This is a genomic window from Streptomyces sp. NPDC001443 (genome assembly GCF_053597355.1).
Genome location: NZ_JBSFIA010000003.1, coordinates 111,139 through 133,117, shown reverse-complemented (window position 1 = coordinate 133,117; position 21,979 = coordinate 111,139). Strand labels below are relative to the sequence as shown.

General features: G+C 71.9%; 18 protein-coding genes, 2 tRNA genes and 1 pseudogene. 14 read left to right on the top strand and 7 right to left on the bottom strand.

The window, feature by feature from the left end; genetic code table 11:
* Positions 1 to 46 precede the first annotated feature (46 nt).
* Positions 47 to 1,144 (top strand): YlbL family protein, encoded by a 1,098-nt coding sequence (locus ACWC24_RS05580; protein ID WP_450661534.1) that lies wholly within the window; start codon positions 47 to 49, stop codon positions 1,142 to 1,144.
* A 101-nt stretch (positions 1,145 to 1,245) separates the two neighbouring features.
* Here ACWC24_RS05580 and ACWC24_RS05575 read toward each other — a convergent pair whose 3' ends face one another.
* Positions 1,246 to 1,791, bottom strand: coding sequence for a PPA1309 family protein (locus tag ACWC24_RS05575; protein ID WP_450661533.1), 546 nt, complete (start codon positions 1,789 to 1,791; stop codon positions 1,246 to 1,248).
* A gap of 164 nt (positions 1,792 to 1,955) precedes the next feature.
* Between ACWC24_RS05575 and ACWC24_RS05570 the strand changes: the two genes are divergently transcribed.
* The 4 genes from ACWC24_RS05570 to ACWC24_RS05555 all read left to right on the top strand — a co-directional run bounded on the left by ACWC24_RS05570 (position 1,956) and on the right by ACWC24_RS05555 (position 7,372).
* Positions 1,956 to 4,916, top strand: coding sequence for a UPF0182 family membrane protein (locus tag ACWC24_RS05570; protein ID WP_450661735.1), 2,961 nt, complete (start codon positions 1,956 to 1,958; stop codon positions 4,914 to 4,916).
* A gap of 76 nt (positions 4,917 to 4,992) precedes the next feature.
* Positions 4,993 to 5,066: transfer RNA gene (locus tag ACWC24_RS05565), tRNA-Met, on the top strand.
* Positions 5,067 to 5,272: 206 nt separating this feature from the next.
* Positions 5,273 to 7,150 carry a sel1 repeat family protein gene (locus tag ACWC24_RS05560; RefSeq protein WP_450661532.1) on the top strand — a complete coding sequence of 626 codons (1,878 nt, stop codon included), beginning with the start codon at positions 5,273 to 5,275 and terminating at the stop codon, positions 7,148 to 7,150.
* 148 nt (positions 7,151 to 7,298) lie between these two features.
* A tRNA-Met gene (locus tag ACWC24_RS05555) sits at positions 7,299 to 7,372 on the top strand.
* An 80-nt stretch (positions 7,373 to 7,452) separates the two neighbouring features.
* On the opposite strand, the gene ACWC24_RS05550 is transcribed toward ACWC24_RS05555, so the two are convergent.
* Entirely contained in the window at positions 7,453 to 7,854 is a 402-nt protein-coding gene (locus ACWC24_RS05550; RefSeq protein WP_152893993.1) for a CBS domain-containing protein, read from the bottom strand.
* 172 nt (positions 7,855 to 8,026) lie between these two features.
* Positions 8,027 to 8,827: a histidinol-phosphatase gene (gene hisN, locus ACWC24_RS05545; RefSeq protein ID WP_450661531.1), complete on the bottom strand. Its 801-nt coding sequence runs from the start codon at positions 8,825 to 8,827 to the stop codon at positions 8,027 to 8,029.
* A 186-nt stretch (positions 8,828 to 9,013) separates the two neighbouring features.
* On the opposite strand from hisN, the gene ACWC24_RS05540 reads away from it, so the two are divergent.
* Entirely contained in the window at positions 9,014 to 9,625 is a 612-nt protein-coding gene (locus ACWC24_RS05540) for a TetR/AcrR family transcriptional regulator (RefSeq protein WP_450661530.1), read from the top strand.
* Positions 9,626 to 9,658: 33 nt separating this feature from the next.
* Here the strand turns inward: ACWC24_RS05540 and ACWC24_RS05535 are convergent, their stop codons facing one another.
* The 4 genes from ACWC24_RS05535 to ACWC24_RS05520 all read right to left on the bottom strand — a co-directional run bounded on the left by ACWC24_RS05535 (position 9,659) and on the right by ACWC24_RS05520 (position 13,583).
* Positions 9,659 to 9,982 (bottom strand): DMT family transporter, encoded by a 324-nt coding sequence (locus ACWC24_RS05535; protein ID WP_450661529.1) that lies wholly within the window; start codon positions 9,980 to 9,982, stop codon positions 9,659 to 9,661.
* A 330-nt stretch (positions 9,983 to 10,312) separates the two neighbouring features.
* Entirely contained in the window at positions 10,313 to 11,326 is a 1,014-nt protein-coding gene (gene rsgA / locus ACWC24_RS05530) for a ribosome small subunit-dependent GTPase A (protein ID WP_450661528.1), read from the bottom strand.
* Between the two features lie 13 nt (positions 11,327 to 11,339).
* A complete protein-coding gene (aroA, locus tag ACWC24_RS05525) occupies positions 11,340 to 12,671 on the bottom strand; it encodes a 3-phosphoshikimate 1-carboxyvinyltransferase (RefSeq protein ID WP_450661527.1) in 1,332 nt (443 codons plus the stop codon).
* 180 nt (positions 12,672 to 12,851) lie between these two features.
* Positions 12,852 to 13,583, bottom strand: coding sequence for a M50 family metallopeptidase (locus ACWC24_RS05520; protein WP_450661526.1), 732 nt, complete (start codon positions 13,581 to 13,583; stop codon positions 12,852 to 12,854).
* A 50-nt stretch (positions 13,584 to 13,633) separates the two neighbouring features.
* Between ACWC24_RS05520 and ACWC24_RS05515 the strand changes: the two genes are divergently transcribed.
* From ACWC24_RS05515 to def, 8 genes and pseudogenes are all read left to right on the top strand, one after another.
* Entirely contained in the window at positions 13,634 to 14,449 is an 816-nt protein-coding gene (locus ACWC24_RS05515) for an SOS response-associated peptidase (RefSeq protein WP_450661525.1), read from the top strand.
* Between the two features lie 34 nt (positions 14,450 to 14,483).
* The gene (locus ACWC24_RS05510) at positions 14,484 to 15,110 is read left to right on the top strand and encodes an alpha/beta hydrolase family protein (RefSeq protein ID WP_450661734.1); all 627 of its coding nucleotides are present in this window, start codon (positions 14,484 to 14,486) and stop codon (positions 15,108 to 15,110) included.
* Between the two features lie 310 nt (positions 15,111 to 15,420).
* A complete protein-coding gene (sigR, locus tag ACWC24_RS05505) occupies positions 15,421 to 16,104 on the top strand; it encodes an RNA polymerase sigma factor SigR (protein ID WP_162469929.1) in 684 nt (227 codons plus the stop codon).
* Complete coding sequence (gene rsrA, locus ACWC24_RS05500) at positions 16,101 to 16,412, top strand: mycothiol system anti-sigma-R factor (RefSeq protein ID WP_450661524.1); 312 nt, start codon at positions 16,101 to 16,103, stop codon at positions 16,410 to 16,412. Before sigR ends, rsrA begins: the two co-directional genes overlap by 4 nt.
* A gap of 161 nt (positions 16,413 to 16,573) precedes the next feature.
* Positions 16,574 to 17,857, top strand: a pseudogene (locus ACWC24_RS05495) (HD-GYP domain-containing protein); the annotation flags it as partial.
* 809 nt (positions 17,858 to 18,666) lie between these two features.
* Positions 18,667 to 19,917, top strand: a complete 1,251-nt coding sequence (locus ACWC24_RS05490) for an HD-GYP domain-containing protein (protein ID WP_450661523.1) — start codon at positions 18,667 to 18,669, stop codon at positions 19,915 to 19,917.
* A gap of 110 nt (positions 19,918 to 20,027) precedes the next feature.
* Positions 20,028 to 21,008, top strand: a complete 981-nt coding sequence (locus ACWC24_RS05485; protein WP_450661522.1) for a tetratricopeptide repeat protein — start codon at positions 20,028 to 20,030, stop codon at positions 21,006 to 21,008.
* Between the two features lie 74 nt (positions 21,009 to 21,082).
* On the top strand, positions 21,083 to 21,733 hold the full coding sequence (gene def / locus ACWC24_RS05480; protein WP_450661733.1) for a peptide deformylase: 651 nt from the start codon (positions 21,083 to 21,085) through the stop codon (positions 21,731 to 21,733).
* Positions 21,734 to 21,979: the final 246 nt, after the last annotated feature.

Here is a 21,979-nt window from a genome sequence, read left to right as displayed (position 1 = left end):
GTGGCCCTGACGGTGCGCTGACAGACGCGTCCCGTACTGTCGACTCATGCCACGCCGCACTGCGACGATGCTCGCCTCCACCCTGATGCTGATCGCGCTCCTGTGCGCGGGAGTGTTCATCCCCGTGCCGTACTCGGAGCTGTCACCGGGTCCGACGGTGAACACCCTCGGCGATCACGGCGGCGAGCCGGTGCTGCAGATCTCCGGGCACAAGACGTATCCGACCAGCGGCAACCTGAACATGACCACCGTGCGGGTCACCAGTGCCGACTACCGGATGAACCTCGTCGAGGCCGTCTACGGGTGGCTGGCGCACGACAACAAGATCGTGCCGCACGACACGCTGTACCCGAACGGCAAGACCGAGGAGCAGTCCACCCAGGAGAACGCCGAGGAGTTCAGCCAGTCCCAGGAGAGCGCCAAGGTCGCCGCCCTGACGGAGCTCGGCATTCCGGTCAAGGCGCAGGTGATCGTCTCGACGGTCGTGAAGGACTCCCCGGCCGAGGGCCGGCTGCACGCCGGTGACGTGATCAAGGCGGTCGACGGCACGGCGGTCAAGGAGTACACCGACGTGGCGAAGCTCGTGACGAAGCACAAGCCCGGCGAGGACGTCGTCTTCACGATCGTGCCCGCCAAGGAGCAGGCCGCCGCCGAGAAGGAGAAGCGGACGGCCACCAAGACCGAGAAGGTCACGATCACCACCGCCACGTCCGACGACAACAACCCGAAGCGGGCCATCGTCGGCATCTCCGCCGGCACCGACCACACGTTCCCGTTCACCATCGACATCAAGCTCGCCGACGTCGGCGGCCCGAGCGCCGGTCTGATGTTCGCGCTCGGCATCTACGACAAGCTCACCCCGGGCAGCCTGACCGGCGGCAAGTTCGTGGCCGGCACCGGGACCATCGACGACGAGGGCACGGTCGGGCCCATCGGCGGCATCGAGATGAAGACCGTCGGCGCTCGGGACAAGGGGGCGCAGTACTTCCTGACGCCCGCCGACAACTGCGCGGCCGCCGCCAAGGACACCCCCGAGGGGCTGCGCCTGGTCAAGGTGAAGACCATCGGCGACGCCCTCGACGCCCTCGACGACATCCGCACCGGCAACACGGCCGACCTGCCGAAGTGCACCACCAAGGGCTGAGATTCCACCTCCGGTACGGCACCGGACCCCGTGCGGCACCGGGGGCGCCCCTCGCTCGCAGGGGCGCCCCCGGTGCCGTACCTCCCGGTCCGTGAAGGGCCTCAGTCCTCGAACGTCGCCGTCAGGGCCTCCGCCAGCCCCGGAACCAGGTCGGCGCCCGTGAGGACCTCCGTCGGGGAGTCCTTCTCGCGCAGGCGCACAGCCGACTCGCGCGCGCCGTCGCGCAGCACCGCGACCGTCATACGGACCTCCTGGCGCTGCGGGTGCTCGGCCACCCACTTCGTCAGCTTCGCGTCGCTCAGGCCCTGCGGGACCTGCGCCTCGGCGGACGGCGGCAGCATCAGACGCTCCACGGTGAGCGCGCAGCCGACCACCGCGTCGGGCCAGGCGATCGTGGCAAGGAACTCGTCGAGCGCCTTGTCCGTTGGAATCTCGTCCTGCTCGATCGGGGTGAGACCTGTGGTGGTCTGCTCTTCCTCACCCAGACCGAGCTGGGCCGCGAGTGAGGGTTCCTGAGCCCGCAGCCGTGCGGTGTCGACGAGGGCGAAGAGGCGGGCGGGCTGGTCCCAGCCGAGGCCGGAGGCGTACTCGTCGATCTCGAGTACGGCCCGGGTGAGCGGGCTCGCCGCCATGGGAGTGTTGGACATGGTCACAATCCTGCCTCGTTCCTGGCCGGAATCGGGAACCGAGTAAAGCGTGAGTAAGTTGCATAGGTGTGGGTCTGCGATCGCGAGGCCCCGGGGAGGGCCCGCAAAAATGCGGCCCTGACGTATCGACAGCGAACTTCGAGGTGCACACCTTGGCTTTCCAGATGCCGGACCGCGGCGGAGGCCCGACAGGGCCGCGGATCAGAGTGGGCCGCCCGTCCCGGCGTGTCCGGACCCTGCTCATGACGCTGGGCGTCCTTGCCGTTCTCGGCATGGCGTTCACCATGTTCTCGGGCTTCTGGACGAACTGGCTCTGGTACCGGTCGGTGAAGTACTCGTCCGTGTTCACGACGACGCTGTTCACCAAGACCGGGCTCTTCTTCGTCTTCGGCCTGCTGATGGCCCTCGCGGTCGGGTTCAACATCTGGATCGCCCACCGGATGCGCCCGCCGCTGAGCGCGATGTCGATGGAGCAGCAGAACCTCGACCGCTACCGGATGGGCATCGCGCCGTACAAGAAGTGGCTGCTGTTCGGTATCACCGCGCTGGTCGGCCTGGTGGCGGGCGCGTCCGCGTCGAGCCAGTGGCGGACCTGGCTGATGTGGGTCAACGGCGTGCCCTTCCACCAGAAGGACCCGCAGTTCCACCTCGACGTCTCCTTCTACGCCTTCGACCTGCCCTGGTACCGGTTCCTGCTCGGCTTCGGCTTCGCCGCCACGATCCTGTCCCTGATCGCCGCCGCGCTCACCCACTACCTGTACGGCGGGCTGCGCATCACCAGCCCGGGTGCGCGGGCCACGGCGGCGGCCACCGGCCACCTGTCGGTGCTCCTCGGCGTCTTCGTCGCCCTGAAGGCGGTCGCGTACTGGCTCGACCGGTACGGCCTCGCGGTCAAGTCCAGCGACTTCAAGGCGACCGACAACTGGACGGGCCTCAGGTACGTCGACGCGAACGCCTACCTGCCCGCGAAGACGATCCTGTTCTGCATCGCCGTCATCTGCGCCCTGCTGTTCTTCGCCACCCTGTGGCGGCGCACCTGGCAGCTGCCCATGATCGGCTTTGGTCTGATGGTGCTCTCCGCGATCCTCATCGGCGGCCTGTACCCGGCGATCGTCCAGAAGTTCCAGGTCCAGCCGAACGAGCAGGCCAAGGAAGCGCCGTACGTCGAGAAGAACCTCAAGGCGACGCGTGAGGCGTACGGCATCGACGGCACGCAGGTCACCGAGTACTCCGGCAAGAGCAGCACCACGGACAAGACCAAGCTGCGCGACGACGTCGACGACACGGCGAGCATCCGCATCATGGACCCCAACATCGTCTCGCCGACGTTCCAGCAGCTCCAACAGATCAGGAACTACTACGCGTTCCCGACCAACCTGGACGTCGACCGCTACACCAAGGACGGCAAGGCCCAGGACACCGTCATCGGTCTGCGCGAGCTGAACCTCAACGGCATTCCGAAGAACAACTGGATCAACGACCACTTCCGCTACACCCACGGCTACGGCGTGGTCGCCGCCAAGGGCACGGAGGCCGACTCCGAGGGCCGTCCGGTCTTCACCGAGTCCGACCTGCCGTCCACCGGTGACCTCGGGACGTACCAGCAGCGGGTCTACTACGGCGAGAAGACCACCACCTACTCGATCGTCGGCGGTCCCCAGAAGGAGATCGACTACTCCGACGACAACGGCGAGAAGACCACCAGCTACCAGGGCGACAGCGGGGTCAGCCTCTCCAACCCGGTCAACCGGGCCGCGTACGCGGTCGCGTTCGGGGAGCCGCAGATCCTGTACTCCGGCGCCATCGGCGACGGTTCGCGGATCCTGTACAACCGCACGCCCAAGGAGCGCGTCGAGGCGGTCGCCCCGTGGCTGACCATCGACGGCGACGCCTACCCGGCGGTCGTGGACGGCAAGATCCAGTGGATCGTCGACGCCTACACGACCACCAACGGATATCCGTACGCCTCCCGTACGACGCTCGGCGACACCACGGCGGACTCGCTGACCGCGACGAACAACTCGCGCGCGGTGGTGGCCCAGCAGAACCAGGTCAACTACATCCGCAACTCGGTGAAGGCGACCGTCGACGCGTACACCGGTGACGTCACGCTCTACCAGTGGGACACCAAGGACCCGGTCCTGAAGACCTGGATGAAGGCGTTCCCGGGCACGGTGAAAGCCAGGACGGCCATCCCGGCCTCCCTGATGGACCATCTGCGGTACCCGCAGGACCTGTTCAAGGTCCAGCGCGAGCTGCTCACCCGCTACCACGTGAAGGACGCGCAGACGTTCCTCAGCGGCAGCGAGGTGTGGCAGGTGCCGGACGAGCCGACCAACAAGTCGGGCGACGCGGTGCCGCCGTACTACCTGAGCATGAAGATGCCCGACCAGGCGGACCAGGCGTTCTCGCTGACGACGACGTTCACGCCCAACGGCAGGGACAACCTCAGCGCGTTCATGGCGGTCGACTCGGAACCGGGCACCTCCGACTACGGCAAGATCAGAATCCTGAAACTGCCGACCAACACCACGGTCAACGGACCCAAGCAGGTCCAGAGCCAGTTCAACTCCGAGCAGGACATCGCCGAGTCGATCAAGCTGCTGAAGGGCGGCGACTCCGATGTCGAGTACGGCAATCTGCTGACCGTGCCCCTGGACGGCGGACTGCTCTACGTGGAGCCGGTCTACGTACGCGGTGGCGGACTCAAGTACCCGCTGCTGCGCAAGGTGTTGGTGACCTACGGAGGTGCCACCGCGTTCGAGGACACCCTCGACCAGGCTCTCGACAAGGTCTTCGGGGCGGAGGCCTCGACCACGCCACCGCCGGACGAGGGCACGACCAACCCCCCGCCGACGTCAGCCAATCCGACCGTCCAGGAAGCCCTGAGCGACGCCCAGAAGGCCTTCGACGCCGGCCAGGAGGCGCTGAAGAAGGGTGACTGGCAGGCGTACGGAGAGGCGCAGAAGGATCTCCAGGACGCGCTGAAGCGAGCCGAGGACGCGCAGGCCAAGGCCGGCGGGACCGGTGGCAGCGGCGGCAGTCCCGGGGCGAGCCCGAGCCCGAGCGGCACGCCGAGTGCCGCGCCCAGTGCCACCCCGAGCGCCAGTCCGAGCGGTGGCTGAGTGGGGCTGAGCTGCGGCTGAGCCGCAAATGAGTGAAGGGCTCCCCTCGCGCCGTGATACTGTTGAGAAACAACGGCGCGGGGTGGAGCAGCTCGGTAGCTCGCTGGGCTCATAACCCAGAGGTCGCAGGTTCAAATCCTGTCCCCGCTACTGATCGCGAAGGCCCGGATCCTCCAAGGATCCGGGCCTTCGCGCTGTGCGAACGCATGTGCCGGTCCTCGCGACGGCCGCGCCGCCAGGGGGAGTTGAGCGATCCGTGTTTGACTTGTCTCTCTGTGGGCATGTCGACAAAACGCTGAAGTGACCTTCACTGACTGCGGTATACCGGATGTACCCAGGTTGCGGGTGGTGCGACGATGGACGTTATGGGGGACAAGGCAACTCTGTTGGAGACAGGGCGGTTTGTGCGGTCTGCTGACTTTGCGCAGCAGGCTGACCTTGTGCAGCCTTCCGACCGGGACGAGACCGGCGAGGCTGCGGAAGAGGCGCGCCTGCGGCTCGCCGTGGAAGCCGGTGAGGTCGAGGCGATGAGCGTGCTCGGGGCCATGCTGCTGCGCCGCGGCGACCTCGACGCCGCCGAGCCGTATCTGCGCGGCGCCACCACCGCGGGCGACCGCGCCGCCGCCAACAACCTGGGTGTCCTTCTCTATCAGCGCGGCTACGCCGACGACGCCGCGGGATGGTGGCGGATCGCCGCCGTCGCGGGATCCGCGGCGGCCGCCCACGCCCTCGGCCGGTACCACCGGGAGCGCGGGGACGAACCCGCTGCCGAGTACTGGCTGCGCCAGTCCGCCGAGCAAGGACACGTCCTCGGCGCGTACTCCCTCGCCGACCTGCTGGAGCACCGTGGGGACGGCGGGGCCGAGCAGTGGATGCGGGCGGCCGCCGAGCGGGGCCACCGCGAGGCGGCGTACCGGCTGGCCAGGGCCCTGGACCGGCGGCACGGGCGGGACGCCGACGGCGACGGGGGTGTCGCGTCGGCCGAGGCGGAGGCCGGGGCCGAGGCCGGGGCCGAGGCCGGGGCCGAGGCCGAGCAGTGGTACCGGCAGGCCGCCGCGCGCGGCCACCGCCGGGCGGCCCTGCATCTCGGGGCGATCCTGGAGAAGCGCGGCGAGCTCAAGGAGGCGGGCCGCTGGTATCTGACGTCCGCCAAGGACGGGGAGGCGCAGGCCGCCTGCGCTCTCGGTTTCCTGCTGCGGGACGCCGGGGACGGCGAGAGCGCCGCCGTGTGGTGGCTGCGGGCCGCCCAGGACGGCGACGGCAACGCGGCGAACGCGCTGGGCGCGCTGCACGCCGAGCGCGGCGAGACCCAGACCGCCGAGCGCTGGTACCGGGCCGCGATGGACGCCGGCGACGACAACGGCGCCTACAACCTCGGCCTGCTCTGCGCCGAACAGGGGCGGACCGCGCAGGCCGAACAGTGGTACCGGCGCGCCGCCTACGCCGGGCACCGGGAGGCCGCGAACGCGCTGGCGATCCTGCTGCTCCAGGGCGGCGACACGACCGGTGCCGAGCCGTGGTTCTCCAAGGCGGCGGAGGCCGGGAGCGTCGACGCCGCGTTCAACCTGGGCATCCTGTACGCCGGGCGGGGCACGAAGAGCGATGACGAGGCCGCGCTGCGGTGGTACGAGCGGGCGGCGGCGGCCGGGCACACCGAGGCGGCGCTCCAGGTCGGGATCGCCCGGCTGCGGGACGGGGACGAGCAGGAGGCGGAGCGGCATCTGCGCTGCGCGGCGGGCGGCGGCAGCGCGGAGGCCGCGTACCGGCTGGCCGCCGTGCTGGACGCGCGCCGTCCCGCGCCGTCCACGCACGAACTCGGCGAGCACGTGCACGAGAAGACCGAGTGCGAGGAGTGGTACGAGCGGGCGGCCACCCAGGGGCACCGGCGCGCACAGGTGCGCGTCGGGATGCTCGCGGCCGACCGGGGCGACGTGGTGGACGCGGCCCGCTGGTACCGGGCGGCCGCCGAGGCGGGGTCGCGCAACGGCGCGTTCAATCTCGGGCTGCTGCTGGCCAGGGAGGGCAGCGAGCCCGAGGCGGCCGTGTGGTGGACCCGTGCCGCCGACGCCGGGCACGGACGGGCGGCGCTCCGGCTCGCCCTGGTCTACGCGCGTCGTGGCGAGCTGGCGGAGGGGCAGCGGTGGGCCGACCGGGCCGTCTCCCTGGGGCCGACGGAGGTGTCGGAACGGGCGGCCCGGCTGCGGGACGCGCTGCGGGAGGAACTCTCGGCCTGACCCGGCCGACGGACCGGCGAGCCCGGCCCGCGACCACGTGAGCCCGGCCCGTAGGGCCACGCCCGCCCCGGATCCGGGGCCTCCGCAGCCCGGAGCGCCAAGTGATTTGCTTCTGGCTGCGCCCTTGACGTAGTGTTTCATTCATCGACGCGGGGTGGAGCAGCTCGGTAGCTCGCTGGGCTCATAACCCAGAGGTCGCAGGTTCAAATCCTGTCCCCGCTACTGAAGGCCGAGGGCCGGAATCCGAAAGGGTTCCGGCCCTCGGTTCTTTCCGTACGGCACCGTGCGTGCCGCCGCCGTGCTCAGGCGGGGACGTGCTGTGCGGGCTGCCGGGCGGGTGCCCAGCACCGGATGACGTCGCGGACGGAGACGATGCCGGCCGGCTCGCCGCCGTCGAGCACGATCAGATGCCGGAAGCCGCCGTGCGCCATGGCGCCGGCGGCCTCCTCCACGGTCCAGGTCGGCGCGGCGAACACGACGTCGTTGGTGGTGTGGGCGTGGGTGCGCTCGGTGTCCGGGTTCTGGCCCAGGCCGACGGAGTTGAGGATGTCGCGCTCGGTGAGGATGCCGATGCCGCCGGCGTCCGGGTCGAGGACCAGGGCGGCGCCGACGCGGCGCGCGGACATCAGGGCGGCGGCCTGGCGGAGGGTGTGGTCGGGGCCGATGGTGAGGACCACCGTGCTCATGGCGTCGCGGACGAGCATGGGATGGAGCCACCTCCTAGGAAACCCCCGATGGTTCGGGCCCGGCGCCTGCGGCGCCCATGGTGGTGCACAAGTTCACAAGTGGGGGGTGCTCACAGCGTGACAGGTAAAGCAGAGGTCAACAAGGGGGCGTGCGCGGCCAATTGAGGGCGCGCACGCTCATCTGTACCGCTCAGTGGCGCTGGTTGAGATACCCCAGCAGTTCGTCGTGCAGCAACCCGTTCGACGCCGCCGCGTTGCCGCTGTGCGGGCCGGGCCGGCCGTCGAGGCCGGTGAAGGTGCCGCCCGCCTCCGTCACCACGATCGCGGTGGCCGCCATGTCCCAGAGGGAGAGCTCGGGTTCCGCGCACAGGTCGACCGAGCCCTCGGCGACCATCATGTACGGCCAGAAGTCGCCGTACGCGCGCGTGCGCCACACCTCGCGGGTGAGGTCCAGGAAGCCGTCCAGCCGGCCCTGCTCCTCCCAGCCGCTCAGCGACGAGTACGCGAAGGAGGCGTCGCTCAGCTCCGCGACCCGCGACACGTGCAGCCGCGACGCCGAGGACAGGCTGCGGCCGGTGAAGGCGCCATGGCCCTTCGCGGCCCACCAGCGGCGGCCCAGGGCGGGCGCGGAGACCACGCCGACGACGGGCCGGTAGCCGCCTTCCGCCGCCTCCATCAAGGAGATGAGGGTGGCCCAGACGGGGACACCGCGCACGTAGTTCTTGGTGCCGTCGATCGGGTCGATGACCCAGCGGCGCGGGCCGGTGCCCTCGATGCCGAACTCCTCGCCGAGGACGGCGTCGCGGGGGCGGGCGCGCTGGAGCTGGCCGCGGATGAGTTCCTCGGCCGCCTTGTCCGCCTCGGACACCGGAGTCATGTCGGGCTTCGTCTCGACCTTGAGGTCGAGAGCCTTGAAGCGGTCCATCGTCACGGCGTCGGCCGCGTCGGCGAGGACGTGGGCGAGGCGGAGGTCGTCCAGGTAGTCCGGCATGTAACGAACCGTATCTGCCGAGGTGGGTGCGGGGCCACCGGGGTCGGCGGGCAGGCCGCCGGGAGGTGCGGCGCGGGGCCGTCCGCGTGCGGGGGCCGGCGAGCGCCCCGTGATGCCTTCGCGAACCCTTGACAGTGCCCCCGTGCGCGTCAAATCTGGGCGCAGAGCCCCTCGCCCAGGGAGGCGATGATGCCCGCAGCACGGGAGTCCCTGCTGGACGCCGCCTACACGGCGTTGGCGCGCCTGCCGTGGTCCGCGGTGCGGATGGTGGACGTCGCCGCGGCGGCCGGGGTGTCCCGGCAGACGCTGTACAACGAGTTCGGCAGCAAGGAAGGCCTGGCCCGGGCGCTGGTCAGACGGGAGGCGGACGGCTACCTCGCCGGGATCGAGCGCGCGCTCGCCGCGTACGCCGACGCCCGTGAGCGGCTCACCGCCACCGCGGAGTGGACCGCCTCGGCCGCCCGCGAGAACGCGCTCGTACGGGCCATGCTCACCGGCTGCTGGGGCGAGGGACTGCCCGCCCCGACACTGCGGGCGGTGCCGTCCTCCTCGGCGGTGCCGGCGCAGCGGCGGGCGGACGGACCGCTGCCCTCGCCCGGCGACTTCGTGGCGATCGTCCGCGACCGGGCCGTGGCCGCGCTGTCCGGCCCGGGCGCGGACCGGCAGGACACCGTGGAACTGGCCCGCTCCTGTGAACTCGCCGTCCGCGTCGGCCTGTCCTGTGTGTCGGCGCCGCCGGGGGAGGGCGGGGTCGGGGAGTTGGTGCGGGTCGCGTTCCCCCGCCCGCCGGCCGTGTGACGCGCCGCCGCCGGGCGTCGGCCTGGCGAGGTGTCAGTGGGCCGAGCCGGACAGTTGGAGGCCGATCACCCCGGCGATCACCAGGCTGATCGAGACGATCTTCAGTGTGGAGACCAGGTCGCCCAGGAAGACCATGCCGTAGATCGCGGTGCCCGCCGCGCCGATGCCCGTCCACACGGCGTAGGCAGGGCCCACGTCGAGCTTCTTCAACGACAGGGTGAGCAGGCCGAAGCTGCCCAGCGCGAAACAGCTAAAGGCGACGGTCGGCCAGAGTCTGGTGAAGCCGTGCGACAGCTTCAGACACACCGCGAAGCCGGTCTCGAGCAGGCCTGCCACGACTACCAGCAGCCACGCCATGTGCTGTCCTCCCGGGTGTCAGCGCCTGCCCGCGCTTCGCGGCCGCTTGGTCGGGCTCGTCGGGCTTGGATCCGACTCGGTGCGATTATGCACTTACCGGACCCGGGCCCGAACAAACAACGCGAAGGTCAGAGACCCTTCCGTGACGGTGGATCGGCTCTCACCCACCCATGACGGGGGATCAAGCACCCCTCCGTGAAGGGGCTTTCGCCGCCCGTCCGGACCGGGAGTCCGGCCGCCCGTCCGGACCGGGAGTCCGGCCGCCCGTCCGGGCCGGGAGTCCGGCCGCCCGTCCGCGAGGGGCGACGGCCGCCCCCGCGCGGCGGTGGATCAGTCGCCCTCCGTGCGCTCCCGGGTCGCCAGCAGCCGGCGCAGCGAGTACAGCCGCGCCGGGTCCGCGTGCCCGTCGCCCACCCACGCGTCCAGCGCGCAGTCCGGCTCGTCGTGACTGCACGCGCGCGGGCAGCCCTCCGTGCCAGGCTCCAGGTCGGGGAAGGCGTGGATCACCCGGGACGGATCCACGTGGTGCAGGCCGAACGACCGTACGCCCGGGGTGTCGACCACCCAGCCGTCGTCGCTGTCCGCCAGCGGCAGCGCCAGCGCCGAGGTCGTGGTGTGCCGGCCGCGGCCCGTCACCGCGTTCACATGCCCGGTCGTACGCCGCTGCTCCAGCGGCACCAGCGCGTTCACCAGCGTCGTCTTGCCGACGCCGGAGTGCCCGACGAACGCGGTGATCTTCCCGTCGAGCTGCTCGCGGACCCGGGCGACGGCGGTGCCGTTCTCCAGTTCCTCGCGGCTGGTGACGACGTACGGGATGTCGAGGTCGCCGTACAGCTCCAGGAGCTTGGCCGGCGGGGCGAGGTCGGACTTGGTGAGTACGAGCAGCGGGGTCAGCCCGCCGTCGAAGGCCGCCACCAGGCAGCGGTCGATCAGCCGCGGGCGGGGCTCGGGGTCGGCCAGGGCCGTGACGATGGCGAGCTGGTCGGCGTTGGCGACGACCACGCGCTCGTACGGGTCGTCGTCGTCCGCGGTGCGGCGCAGCACCGAGGAACGCCCCTCGATGCGCACGATGCGCGCGAGCGTGTCCTTCTTGCCGGAGAGATCGCCGACCAGGGCCACCCGGTCGCCGACCACGGCGGCCTTGCGACCCAGCTCACGGGCCTTCATGGCCATCACGACCCGGTCCTCGACCAGGACGGTCAGCCGGCCCCGGTCGACGGTGAGGACCATGCCCTCGGCGGCGTCCTCGTGCTTGGGGCGGATGTGCGTACGGGGCCGGTTGCCCTTGCGGTTCGGCCGGGAGCGGATGTCGTCCTCGTCGGTGTGCTTGCCGTAGCGGCGCATGACCTGATCGCCCCTATGCCCCGAGCATCCCGGTCCACAGCTCCGGGAAGTCCGGGAGGGTCTTCGCCGTCGTCGCCACGTTCTCGATCCGCACGCCCTCCACCGCCAGCCCGAGGATCGCGCCCGCCGTCGCCATCCGATGGTCCTCGTACGTGTGGAAGATCCCGCCGTGCAGGGGGCGGGGCCGGATGCGCAGTCCGTCGGCGGTCTCGGTGACATCGCCGCCGAGCTCGTTGATCTCCTTGGTGAGCGCGGCCAGCCGGTCCGTCTCGTGCAGCCGCAGATGGGCCACGCCCCGCAGGTACGACGGGGAGTCGGCGAGGGCGGCGACGGCCGCGATGCCCGGCGTCAGCTCGCCGACCTCGCCCAGGTCCACGTCGATGCCGTGGATCGTGCCCGAACCGGTGAACACCAGCCCGTACTCGGTCAGCTCGCAGCTGCCGCCCATCTCGGTGAAGATCTCGCGCAGCCGGTCGCCGGGCTGGGTGGTGCGGGACGGCCAGTCCGGTACGACGACGCGGCCGCCGGTGACCAGCGCCGCCGCCAGGAACGGCTGCGCGTTGGACAGGTCCGGCTCGACGGTCAGGTCGCGGCCGAGCAGCGCGCCGGGGGTGACCCGCCAGACGTTCGGTTCGCCGCCCGACTCCGGGGTGTCGACCTGGGCGCCGACCGCGCGCAGCATGTCCACGGTCATCCGGATGTGCGGCATGGACGGCAGCGTGCTGCCGGTGTGGCGGACCTCGACGCCCTGGTTGAAGCGCGGAGCGGACAGCAGCAGGGCGCTGACGAACTGGGACGAGGAGGAGGCGTCGACGGCGACCGGGCCGCCGTCCAGCGCACCGCCGCCGTGCACGGTCAGCGGCAGCGCGCCCCGGCCTTCGTCGTCGATCCGGGCGCCGAGGACGCGCAGGGCGTCGATCACGCCGTGCAGCGGACGCTCGTACGACCGCGGGTCGCCGTCGAAGCGGACCGGGCCGTCGGCGAGCGCGGCGACCGGCGGCAGGAAGCGCATGACCGTGCCCGCGTTGCCGACGTCGACCGTGGCCGGGCCGTGCAGCCCGGCGGGGATCACCCGCCACGCCTCGCCCGTGCCGCCCGTGACGGTGGAGCTGGAGGACACCGTCTCCTCGATGCCGACGCCCATCGCGCGCAGCGCCCCGGCCATCAGCAGGGTGTCGCGGGAACGCAGCGGGCGGCGCAGCCAGCCCGGCTCGGAGGCGAGGGCGGCGAGCACCAGGGCCCGGTTGGTGACCGACTTGGACCCGGGCACGTGGACCGTCGCGTCGACGGCTCCGGTCGCGTGCGGGGCGGGCCAGAGGGCGGTGTCTGCGGGGTTCACGGTCATGCGCCCACTTTAGTGGCTGTCGGTGACCGGAGATCTTGATCAAAAGCGGCGAAAGCGGAGCGAAAGCGTGGCATGGACAGTGCCGCGCATATATGCGCAGGCGAGGCATGGCCAAGGCATGACCGGAGCGCGCCCTGCGCCCGGGCGACGGGATGGCCGAAAGTGTCCCGCGCCCTGCGCTCACAGCCCCAGCAGCCACCTGCCCCCGCCGAGCAGCGAGCACAGGGACACCGCGTGGAACAGGAACAGCCACAGCCCTGCCGGCACGTGCGTCAGTCGCGACAACTGGTCCGCGTCCGAGTCCCCCGCGCCGCCGTGCGATCGCTTGGCCTGGAGTTCGAAGGCCGGACGCACCCCGCCGAACAGCAGGAACCACACCACCGCGTACGCGAACGCCGCCTGCACCTGCGGCCCGGCCAGCCAGGACACCAGCAGGAAGGTGCCGCCGGTGAGCACCACGGTGAGCACCCCGTAGGCGTTGCGGATCATCACCAGCATGGCGACCAGCAGCGCGGTGGCCAGCCAGAGCAGCAGCGTGATGTGACCGGCGCCGAGCAGCGCCGCGCCGCCCAGGCCGAGCAGCGGGGGAGCGGTGTAGCCGGCGGCCGCGGTGAGGATCATGCCCAGGCCGTACGGCTTGCCCCGGCTGAGGGTCAGGCCGCTGGTGTCGGAGTGCAGCCTGATGCCGGTGAGGGTGCGGCCGGTCACCAGCGCCACCAGGCCGTGGCCGCCCTCGTGCGCGATGGTGATCGCGTTGCGCGATATGCGCCAGAGCGGGTGGGGCACGACCACGGCGAGGCCCGCGGCCAGGGTGGCGATCACCACCCACAGATCAGGGTCCGGCTGGGTGCCGAAGACCTCGTCCCACAGGGAGCTGAGCGAGGCCAGCGAGGTGGATGCGGTGCTGTGCATTGTCGGCGGTGGCTCCCTTTCGCGGCGCGGAATCTGGCAGTGTTGCATGTATGTGCGGACGGTATGCAGCCAGTCGTGGGGCCGAGGATCTCGCAGCAACCTTTGAGGTCGAGAACTGGGATCCGGAAGAGACCTTGGCGCCCGACTACAACGTGGCCCCGACCAAGGAGGTCTACGTCGTCCTCGACCGCCCTGTGAAGGACGCGGACAGCCCGAGGCCGGTTCGCCAGCTCCGCAAGCTCAAGTGGGGACTCGTCCCGTCCTGGGCCAAGACGCCCGAGGGCGCCGCCCGGATGATCAACGCCCGCGCCGAGACCGTGCACGAGAAGCCGTCCTACCGCCGCGCCTTCGCCGCCCGGCGCTGCGTCATCCCCGCCGACGGCTACTACGAGTGGGTCACCGGCACCCAGGAGCGGGACCTGGAGGTCGAGGGCAGGAAGAAGCGGCCGCGCAAGCAGCCGTACTTCGTGACGCCGGCGGACGGCTCGGTCTTCGCGATGGCGGGACTGTACGAGTTCTGGCGGGACCGCACGCTGCCGGACGAGCACCCGCTGGCCTGGTGGGTGACCTGCTCGGTCATCACCACCGAGGCGGAGACCGCGCCGCTCGCGGTCGCCCCCGCCGAGGGCCCGCGCACCCTGGCCGACATCCACCCCCGCATGCCCCTGATGCTCACCCCCGACCGCTGGGACGACTGGCTCGACCCGGCCCGCACGGACCCCGACGAACTCCGTCACCTGCTCGCACCGCCGCCGACCGGGCTGCTGCGCGCCTACCCCGTCTCCACCGCGGTCAGCAACGTCCGCAACAACGGCGCGGAGCTGCTGAATGAGCTGGAGGGGCCCGAGGAGGGCACACTCTTCTGACGTGACGAAGATCAGTGACGTGAGCGAGACCAGCGTGAGCGAGACCGTCGAGACCGACGCCGGCGCCGCCCGGATCACCTGGCACCGGGCCGCCGACGCGCGGCTCGTCCTCGCCGTGAGCCACGGCGCGGGCGGCGGGATCGACGCCCGGGACCTGAGGGCGCTCGCCGCGGTGCTGCCCGCGCACGGGGTGAGCGTGGCGCTGGTCGAGCAGCCCTGGCGGGTGGCCGGGAAAAAGGTCGCGCCCGCCCCGAAGACGCTGGACGTGGGCTGGAGCGGGATCTGGCCCGCGGTGGCGGAGCCGGGGCTGCCGGTGATCTCGGGCGGCCGCAGCGCGGGCGCCCGGGTGGCCTGCCGTACGGCCCCGGAACTGGGCGCCGCCGCCGTGCTCGCGCTCAGTTTCCCGCTGCACCCGCCGGGCCGGCCGGAGAAGTCCCGGGCCGCCGAACTGCTCGGGGCCGGGGTGCCCACCCTCGTCGTCCAGGGCGGGAACGACCCGTTCGGCAAGCCCGGCGAATTCCCCGAAGGGGGGTACCGGCTCGTCGAGGTTCCGTCGGGCGATCACGGCTTCGCCGTGCCCAGGCGCGCGGAGATCACGCAGGAGCAGGCCCTGGAGGTGATCACGGACACGGTCGTGGAGTGGGTGGGCTCACTCGGGTGACGGACGGGAATGTTGTGCGGCCGGCCGCGGTTGAGGCGGACAGAAGTGCTGGTGCACCAGCACCGACGTCGAAGGAGAGGAAGTCCGCCGCATGGGTTCGACCATCTGCCCGCTCGTCACCCGCGAGCACCCCGTGGACGGGCTGCACCCGGCGGATTCCGATCCGGGCCGCGGCAGCCGCGCCGACCTCGACTGGACGGTGCTGCACGCGGCCAAGATCGCTCCTATTCGAGCGGCGGCGAGCACGTCTCGTCGTCTATCCTCCGATTCGAGTGGGATCGGCATCGATCCCACCCGGGAACTTGAGGAGGTGGGTCCGGTCACTGGGACCGACGCAGGGACCGACAACGGCCAGGCGGAGCAGCCCGAGGGCCAGGGCATGAGTGCGGAGTCCGCCACGGAGCGCACGGCGCGCTTCGAGCGCGACGCGCTCGAATTCCTCGACCAGATGTACTCGGCCGCCCTGCGCATGACGCGCAACCCGGCCGACGCCGAGGACCTGGTGCAGGAGACGTACGCCAAGGCGTACGCGTCCTTCCACCAGTTCCGTGAGGGCACCAACCTCAAGGCGTGGCTGTACCGCATCCTCACCAACACGTTCATCAACTCGTACCGCAAGAAGCAGCGCGAACCCCAGCGCAGCGCGGCCGAGGAGATCGAGGACTGGCAGCTCGCGCGCGCCGAGTCGCACATGTCGACCGGTCTGCGCTCCGCCGAGTCGCAGGCGCTCGACCACCTGCCCGACTCGGACGTGAAGGAAGCGCTGCAGGCGATCCCCGAGGAGTTCCGCATCGCCGTCTATCTCGCGGATGTAGAGGGCTTTGCGTACAAGGAGATCGCGGACATCATGGGGACACCCATCGGTACGGTGATGTCCCGGCTGCACCGGGGCCGCCGTCAACTGCGCGGCATGCTCGAGGACTACGCCCGCGAACGCGGACTGGTCCCGGCCGGCGCCGGAGAGTCGAACGAAGCGAAAGGTTCGGGCTCATGAGCTGCGGAGAGCCGCACGAGACGGACTGCAGTGAGGTACTCGACCATCTGTACGAGTTCCTAGACAGCGAGATGCCGGAACTCGACCGCGACAAGTTCCGGCACCACTTCGAGGAATGCTCTCCGTGCCTGGAGAAGTACGGTCTGGAGCAGGCCGTGAAGAAGCTGGTCAAGCGGTGCTGCGGGCATGACGACGTGCCCAGCGACCTGCGGGCCAAGGTCATGGGGCGACTGGACCTGATCCGGTCCGGGCAGGCCGTGCCCGACCATGACGTGGCCACCTCCCCGGTCACCCCGCAGGAGTCCTGAACCACCGCGAGCTCTGCCGGTGATCCGGCCCGTTTTCACCCGAACGTGCTAATGCGGAGCACTTTCGCCCGCAAACCCGCCCCCGGCCGCCCTAGGCTCCGGAGCCTGGACAGGCATGGTCATGGCCAAAAACGGTCGTGGCCGGGGGAGGGGCGGGCGTCATGGAGGCGGCGGTACCGGCGCGGGCACGTGCGTACGTCGTCTGCACCGCCCTCGGCGCCGGGCTCTGTCTCCAGCCGCTGCCGCCAGCAGCCTCCGCCCGGTGGGCCGTCGTCCTGCTCTCCGCGCTGTACGCGGGGGGCGAGCGGATCGCCCGCCGACGCCTCGCCGGAACGTTCCACCCCCTGCTGCTCGCCGGGGCCTTCCTGCTGCCCCCGTCGGCCGCGGCACTCGTCGCGCTGCCGGGGGCACTGCTCTCCCCGGCCGACCGGCCCGTGCTGCTGCGGCGCGTCTGGCGTGCCGCCCAGCTGACGCTAGGGGTGTGGGCCGCGGCCCGGGTACACGGGGCGCTCGGCGGGCGCGAGGCGGTGGCCGCGGCCGACTTCCCCCGGGTGCTGGTGCCGGCCGGCGCGGCCGTCCTGGTCTTCTGCCTGGTGCTCGGCGCGCTCGACGGGGGGATCCTGGTGCTGGCCGAGCGGGTCTCGGTCCGCCGGGCCTGGCGCGGACCGTTCCCGCGCTCGTTGGCACCGGCCGCGGTGCACGGGCTGGCGGGACTGATGATGGCGGTGCTGTGGCGCAGCCCGTACGGTCCGGTCGCCGCGCTGCTCGTGCTGCTGCCGATGTGCGTGTCGGGGTGGGTGTTCGCCCAGTACCACCGGGAACGGGCCGCCCATCAGGCGACCATCCGGGCCCTCGTGCAGGCCGTCGACATCAAGGACGCGTACACCCGCGGCCACAGCGAGCGGGTCGGGCAGGCGTCGATGATGATCGCCCGCGAGCTGGGCATGGACGACGAGCGGGCCGAGGTGCTGCGCTTCGCCGGGATCCTGCACGACGTGGGCAAGCTGGGGGTGCCCACCAGGCTGCTGCGCAAGGACGGGCCGCTCACGCCCGAGGAGCGGCGGGTGATCGAACTGCACCCCGAGTACGGGCACGAGATGGTGCGCGGCATCGGCTTCCTGGGGGAGGCCCGGTCGGCGATCCTGCACCACCACGAACGGCTGGACGGGAGCGGATATCCGTACGGGCTGGTCGGCGGCCAGATCCCGGAGTTCGCCCGGGTCGTGGCGGTCGCCGACGCGTTCGACGCCATGACGTCCACCCGGTCCTACAGCAGGGCCCGGCCGGTCCCGGCGGCACTGGAGGAACTGCGGCGCTGCGCGGGGACCCAGTTCGACCCGGCGATGGTCGGGGCGCTGGTGCGCGCGCTGGAACGCCGGGGGTGGCATCCGACGGTGACGGCGGACGAGACGCCCGCCCCCGGGACCCACCCACCCGCTTCCGGGGTCCACTCGCCTGCCGTCGGGGCCAACTTGCCCGCCCCTGCGGCTCACCCAGCGGCATCCGGGGCTCACTCGCCTGTCTCCGGGGTCCACTCGCCTGCTGGCGGGGCCAACTTGCCCGCCCCTGCGGCTCACCCAGCGGCATCCGGGGCTCACTCGCCTGTCTCCGGGGTCCACTCGCCTGCCGGCGGGGCCAACTCGCCTGCTTCCGGGGCCAACTCGTCTGCCTCCGGGACCCACCCACCTGCCGTCGGGGCCAACTCGCCCGCCCCTGCGGCTCACCCAGCGGCATCCGGGGCTCACTCGCCTGTCTCCGGGGTCCACTCGCCCGCCGTCGGGGCCAACTCGCCCGCCCCCGAGGCTCACCCACCCGTACCCGGGACGCACGCACCCGCCTCCCTCGCGCACCGGGCGACTCCTGAGCCCGAGACACCCCCCGCGCACCGGGCGACCCCTGTACCCCAGACATCCCCAGCGCCCCAGGAATCTCCCGTGCCTCAGGCACCCCCCATGCCTCCCGCATCTCCCGCCTCCCAGGCTTCCCCCGCACCCAAGGCTTCTCCCGCCTCCCAGGCCTCCCTCGCACCCAAGGCTTCTCCCGCCTCCCAGGCCTCCCCCGCGCCCCACCACCCCGGAGCGCACCGATGATCCGGCCCGGGGGTGTCCGTCACCGGCCGTCCCGTGGTCACGGTCCCCGGTCCGGTCGCCGGCCGCGATTCCTCCACCCGCACCGACGCCGTGACCGCCACCGCACCGACCCCCATCCCGCGCACCGCCGCCAACCCTCGCCCCGCCTCCGGGCGCTCGGCCTCATGCACGCCTGTGCCGCCGTGCTCGCCGGGCTCTGCCTCGCGGTCACCCTCTGGCGAGGCATCGACGACCGCGGGGCCGCCCTCGCCTTCGGGCTCCTCGTCGCCGTCGGGGAGCTGACCCGGTGGAGCGGGCCGGAGGGCAGGCAGGCCGCGCCGCTGGCCGCCGCCGGAGCGTTGTCGTACGCGCTGCTCGGACCCAAGGCGGGGCACTTCGCGCCGCCGGGGGCCCTCGGCCCCGCCCCGACGGTGGACACCGCCGTCGATGTCGCGCGGATCGTCGCCGTGGTCTTCGCCGCGTCCCTGCTGGGCAGCGTGCCGCACCTCGCGCGCGGGCCGGGTCCGGCGCTCGACCAACTGGCGCGCCGGGTGCTGACCGTCGGATTCGCCGCCGTGTGCTTCCGGCCCCTCTACGGCAGCGGCGTCCTCTCGGGCCGGCCCGGCTGCTCCTATGTGCTGCTGCTGGTCGCGCTGCTCGCGCTCACCGCGCTCTGCGACGCGGTGCTCGCGGCCGCGGCGGCCCGTTCCCGCACCGGCTGGCCGTTCGGGCCGCTGCTGTGCGACGAACTGCGGGCCCTGCTCGGGATCGGGTCGGCGGTGTGCGCGACCGGGGTGGTGATGGCGCTCGCGGTCGCCGTGGCGGGACTGTGGGCACTGCCCGTGTTCTGCCTGCCCCTGCTGCTCGCCCAGGTGTCGCTGCGCCGGTACGCGGCCGTGCGCGCCACCTACCGGCAGACCATCGCCTCCCTCGCCCGCGCCACCGAGATAGCCGGCTGCACGCCCGCCGGGCACGCACGGCGCGTCGCCGCGCTCAGCCGGGCCGTCGGCCGGGACCTGGGACTGCCGGAGGCCGAACTGGACGTACTGGAGTACGCGGCCCTCATGCACGACATCGGACAGCTGAGCCTGGTGGACCCGGTGCCGGCGGGGGCCACCGCCGTGCTGCCCGCCGCCGAGCAGCGACGGATCGCGCTGCTCGGCGGGGCCGTCGTGCGGCAGACGGGCGTGGACGGGGCCGTGGCGGTGGTGGTGGAGCGGCAGGCCGACCCCTACCGGGAGCAGCCGCCGGCGGCCCGGATCGTGCGGGCCGTGAACGCGTACGAGGAGAAGGCGCGCGACGCGGGGCCCGGCGGCCCGCTCACGGCGCTGGAGGAACTACGGCTCGGGACGGCCGGGGAGTACGCGCCCGAGGTCGTCGAGGCACTGGCGCGAGTCCTGTCACGGGGCTGTCTGACCTTGCCCTCCTTGGGGTAACCCATGGGTAATGAGCGCCTCTCCAGCCCTACGTGGTTGGATGCGAGGGAGAGGGTGTCCGGGGGCACTGGCCAGCCCACCCCACGGAACTGGACCGGCAGGCGGGAATCGTGAGGATCTTCGGCAAGGGACGGCACCGGCCCTCCGCCTCCTGGCGGCAGGCCACCGATCGCGCGTTCACGCTGATCGGTGACGGCCGGTACGAGGACGCGGGCGCCCTGCTGACGCGGGCCGCCGATCTGGAGCCGTGGCTGTCCGAGTCCTGGTTCAACCTCGCCCTGCTGCACAAGTTCCGGCACGACTGGGAGCAGGCCCGCACGGCCGGCCTGCGGGCCGTCGCCCTGCTGGAGCGGGAGACCGGGGCGCCGGACTGGTGGAACGTCGGCATCGCCGCCACCGCCCTCCAGGACTGGCCGCTGGCCCGCCGGGCCTGGCAGGCCTACGGGCTGCAGGTGCCCGGGGGCGCCACCGCGGCCGGGGAGCCCGTCGGCATGGAGCTGGGCAGCGCGGCCGTACGGCTGTCGCCCGAGGGCGAGGCCGAGGTGGTGTGGGGGCGCAGGCTGGACCCCGCCCGGATCGAGGTGCTGTCCATCCCGCTGCCGTCCTCCGGGCGGCGCTGGGGCGAGGTCGTGCTGCACGACGGGGTGCCCCACGGGGAGCGGACCACGTCGGCCGGGCACTCCTACCCGGTGTTCGACGAGATCGAGCTGTGGGCGCCGTCGCCGGTGCCGACCTGGGTGGTCCTGCTGGAGGCGGCGACCGAGGCCGACCGGGACGCGCTGGAGCGGCTCGCGGCCGACGCCGGTTTCGCCGCGGAGGACTGGTCGTCGTCGGTCCGGCTGCTGTGCCGGATGTGCTCGGAGTCACGGATGCCGTCCGACGAGGGCGACGGGGTGCACCTCGACCCGCACGACCACAGCGAACCAGGTCACCCCGGGCCGCTCGGCCACCGCACCGACGGGCAGCTCTGGGTGCCCGAGCGGGAGTGCGGGGTGGCCGCCCCGGCCGCGCTGGTGCGCGGTCTGCTGGACGGCTGGGTCGCGGACAGCCCGGACTCACGGGACTGGCGTGACCTGGAGGAGGTCTGCTGAGCCGTCCCGGGACGTACGCCCCCGTAGGCTGTACCCGCAGAAATCTCAGGCTTGCAGGAAGGCGTATGTCGGTCATGGCGCAGCAGGACACCGATCAGCAGCACACGGGCGTGCTCCCCGTGGACGACGAGGGCTTCGTCATCGACACCGAGGAGGCGGAGGAGCGTGAGAGCGCCTGGCGCGAGCGCGGCACCTCCCGGCCGATCACCGTCGTCGGCAATCCGGTGCTGCACAAGGAGTGCCGGGACGTCACCGACTTCGGCGCCGAACTCCAGCAGCTCGTCGCGGACATGTTCGCCAGCCAGCGCACCGCCGAGGGCGTGGGCCTCGCCGCGAACCAGATCGGCGTCGACCAGAAGGTCTTCGTCTACGACTGCCCCGACGACGAGGGCGTCCGGCACGTCGGCGTGATCTGCAACCCCCAGCTCGTCGAGCTGCCCGCCGACCGGCGCAGTCTGGACGACAGCAACGAGGGCTGCCTGTCGGTGCCGACGGCGTACATGTCGCTGGCGCGCCCCGACTACGCCGAGGTGACCGGACAGGACGAGCTGGGCAACCCGGTCCGGGTGCGGGGCACCGGCTACTTCGCCCGGTGTCTCCAGCACGAGACCGACCACCTGTACGGCTACCTGTACATCGACCGTCTCTCCAAGCGGGACCGCAAGGACGCGCTGCGGCAGATGGCCGATGGCGAGCCGCGCTATCCGGTGGTGGCCAACGACTGAGCCGTTCGACGGCTTCCTCACGCCTGGCCGGGTTCTTCCCGGCCAGGCGTCGTGCGTATGCCCTCCGCCGGGCGACGCCATGCACCTGACGCCGTACGCCCGGGCAGTGATCCAGAACCAGTCATGCGGGAGAGGATTCTCGGCAGGTTGGGTAGGGAATTGAAGCAAATCCATTCCCAGAACGGTCAGTCGTGGTGCTGAATAGGAAGTGCGGGGATACGCAACAGCGCACGCCCGGCACGACGG

Excerpts from the sequence above, each read along its gene's own strand:
- ACWC24_RS05580 (WP_450661534.1), top strand. The coding sequence starts at position 47 with ATGCCACGCCGCACTGCGACGATGCTCGCCTCCACCCTGATGCTGATC.
- ACWC24_RS05575 (WP_450661533.1), bottom strand. The coding sequence starts at position 1,791 with ATGTCCAACACTCCCATGGCGGCGAGCCCGCTCACCCGGGCCGTACTC.
- ACWC24_RS05570 (WP_450661735.1), top strand. The coding sequence starts at position 1,956 with ATGCCGGACCGCGGCGGAGGCCCGACAGGGCCGCGGATCAGAGTGGGC.
- ACWC24_RS05560 (WP_450661532.1), top strand. The coding sequence starts at position 5,273 with ATGGACGTTATGGGGGACAAGGCAACTCTGTTGGAGACAGGGCGGTTT.
- ACWC24_RS05550 (WP_152893993.1), bottom strand. The coding sequence starts at position 7,854 with ATGCTCGTCCGCGACGCCATGAGCACGGTGGTCCTCACCATCGGCCCC.
- hisN (WP_450661531.1), bottom strand. The coding sequence starts at position 8,827 with ATGCCGGACTACCTGGACGACCTCCGCCTCGCCCACGTCCTCGCCGAC.
- ACWC24_RS05540 (WP_450661530.1), top strand. The coding sequence starts at position 9,014 with ATGATGCCCGCAGCACGGGAGTCCCTGCTGGACGCCGCCTACACGGCG.
- ACWC24_RS05535 (WP_450661529.1), bottom strand. The coding sequence starts at position 9,982 with ATGGCGTGGCTGCTGGTAGTCGTGGCAGGCCTGCTCGAGACCGGCTTC.
- rsgA (WP_450661528.1), bottom strand. The coding sequence starts at position 11,326 with ATGCGCCGCTACGGCAAGCACACCGACGAGGACGACATCCGCTCCCGG.
- aroA (WP_450661527.1), bottom strand. The coding sequence starts at position 12,671 with ATGACCGTGAACCCCGCAGACACCGCCCTCTGGCCCGCCCCGCACGCG.
- ACWC24_RS05520 (WP_450661526.1), bottom strand. The coding sequence starts at position 13,583 with ATGCACAGCACCGCATCCACCTCGCTGGCCTCGCTCAGCTCCCTGTGG.
- ACWC24_RS05515 (WP_450661525.1), top strand. The coding sequence starts at position 13,634 with ATGTGCGGACGGTATGCAGCCAGTCGTGGGGCCGAGGATCTCGCAGCA.
- rsrA (WP_450661524.1), top strand. The coding sequence starts at position 16,101 with ATGAGCTGCGGAGAGCCGCACGAGACGGACTGCAGTGAGGTACTCGAC.
- ACWC24_RS05490 (WP_450661523.1), top strand. The coding sequence starts at position 18,667 with ATGCACGCCTGTGCCGCCGTGCTCGCCGGGCTCTGCCTCGCGGTCACC.
- def (WP_450661733.1), top strand. The coding sequence starts at position 21,083 with ATGGCGCAGCAGGACACCGATCAGCAGCACACGGGCGTGCTCCCCGTG.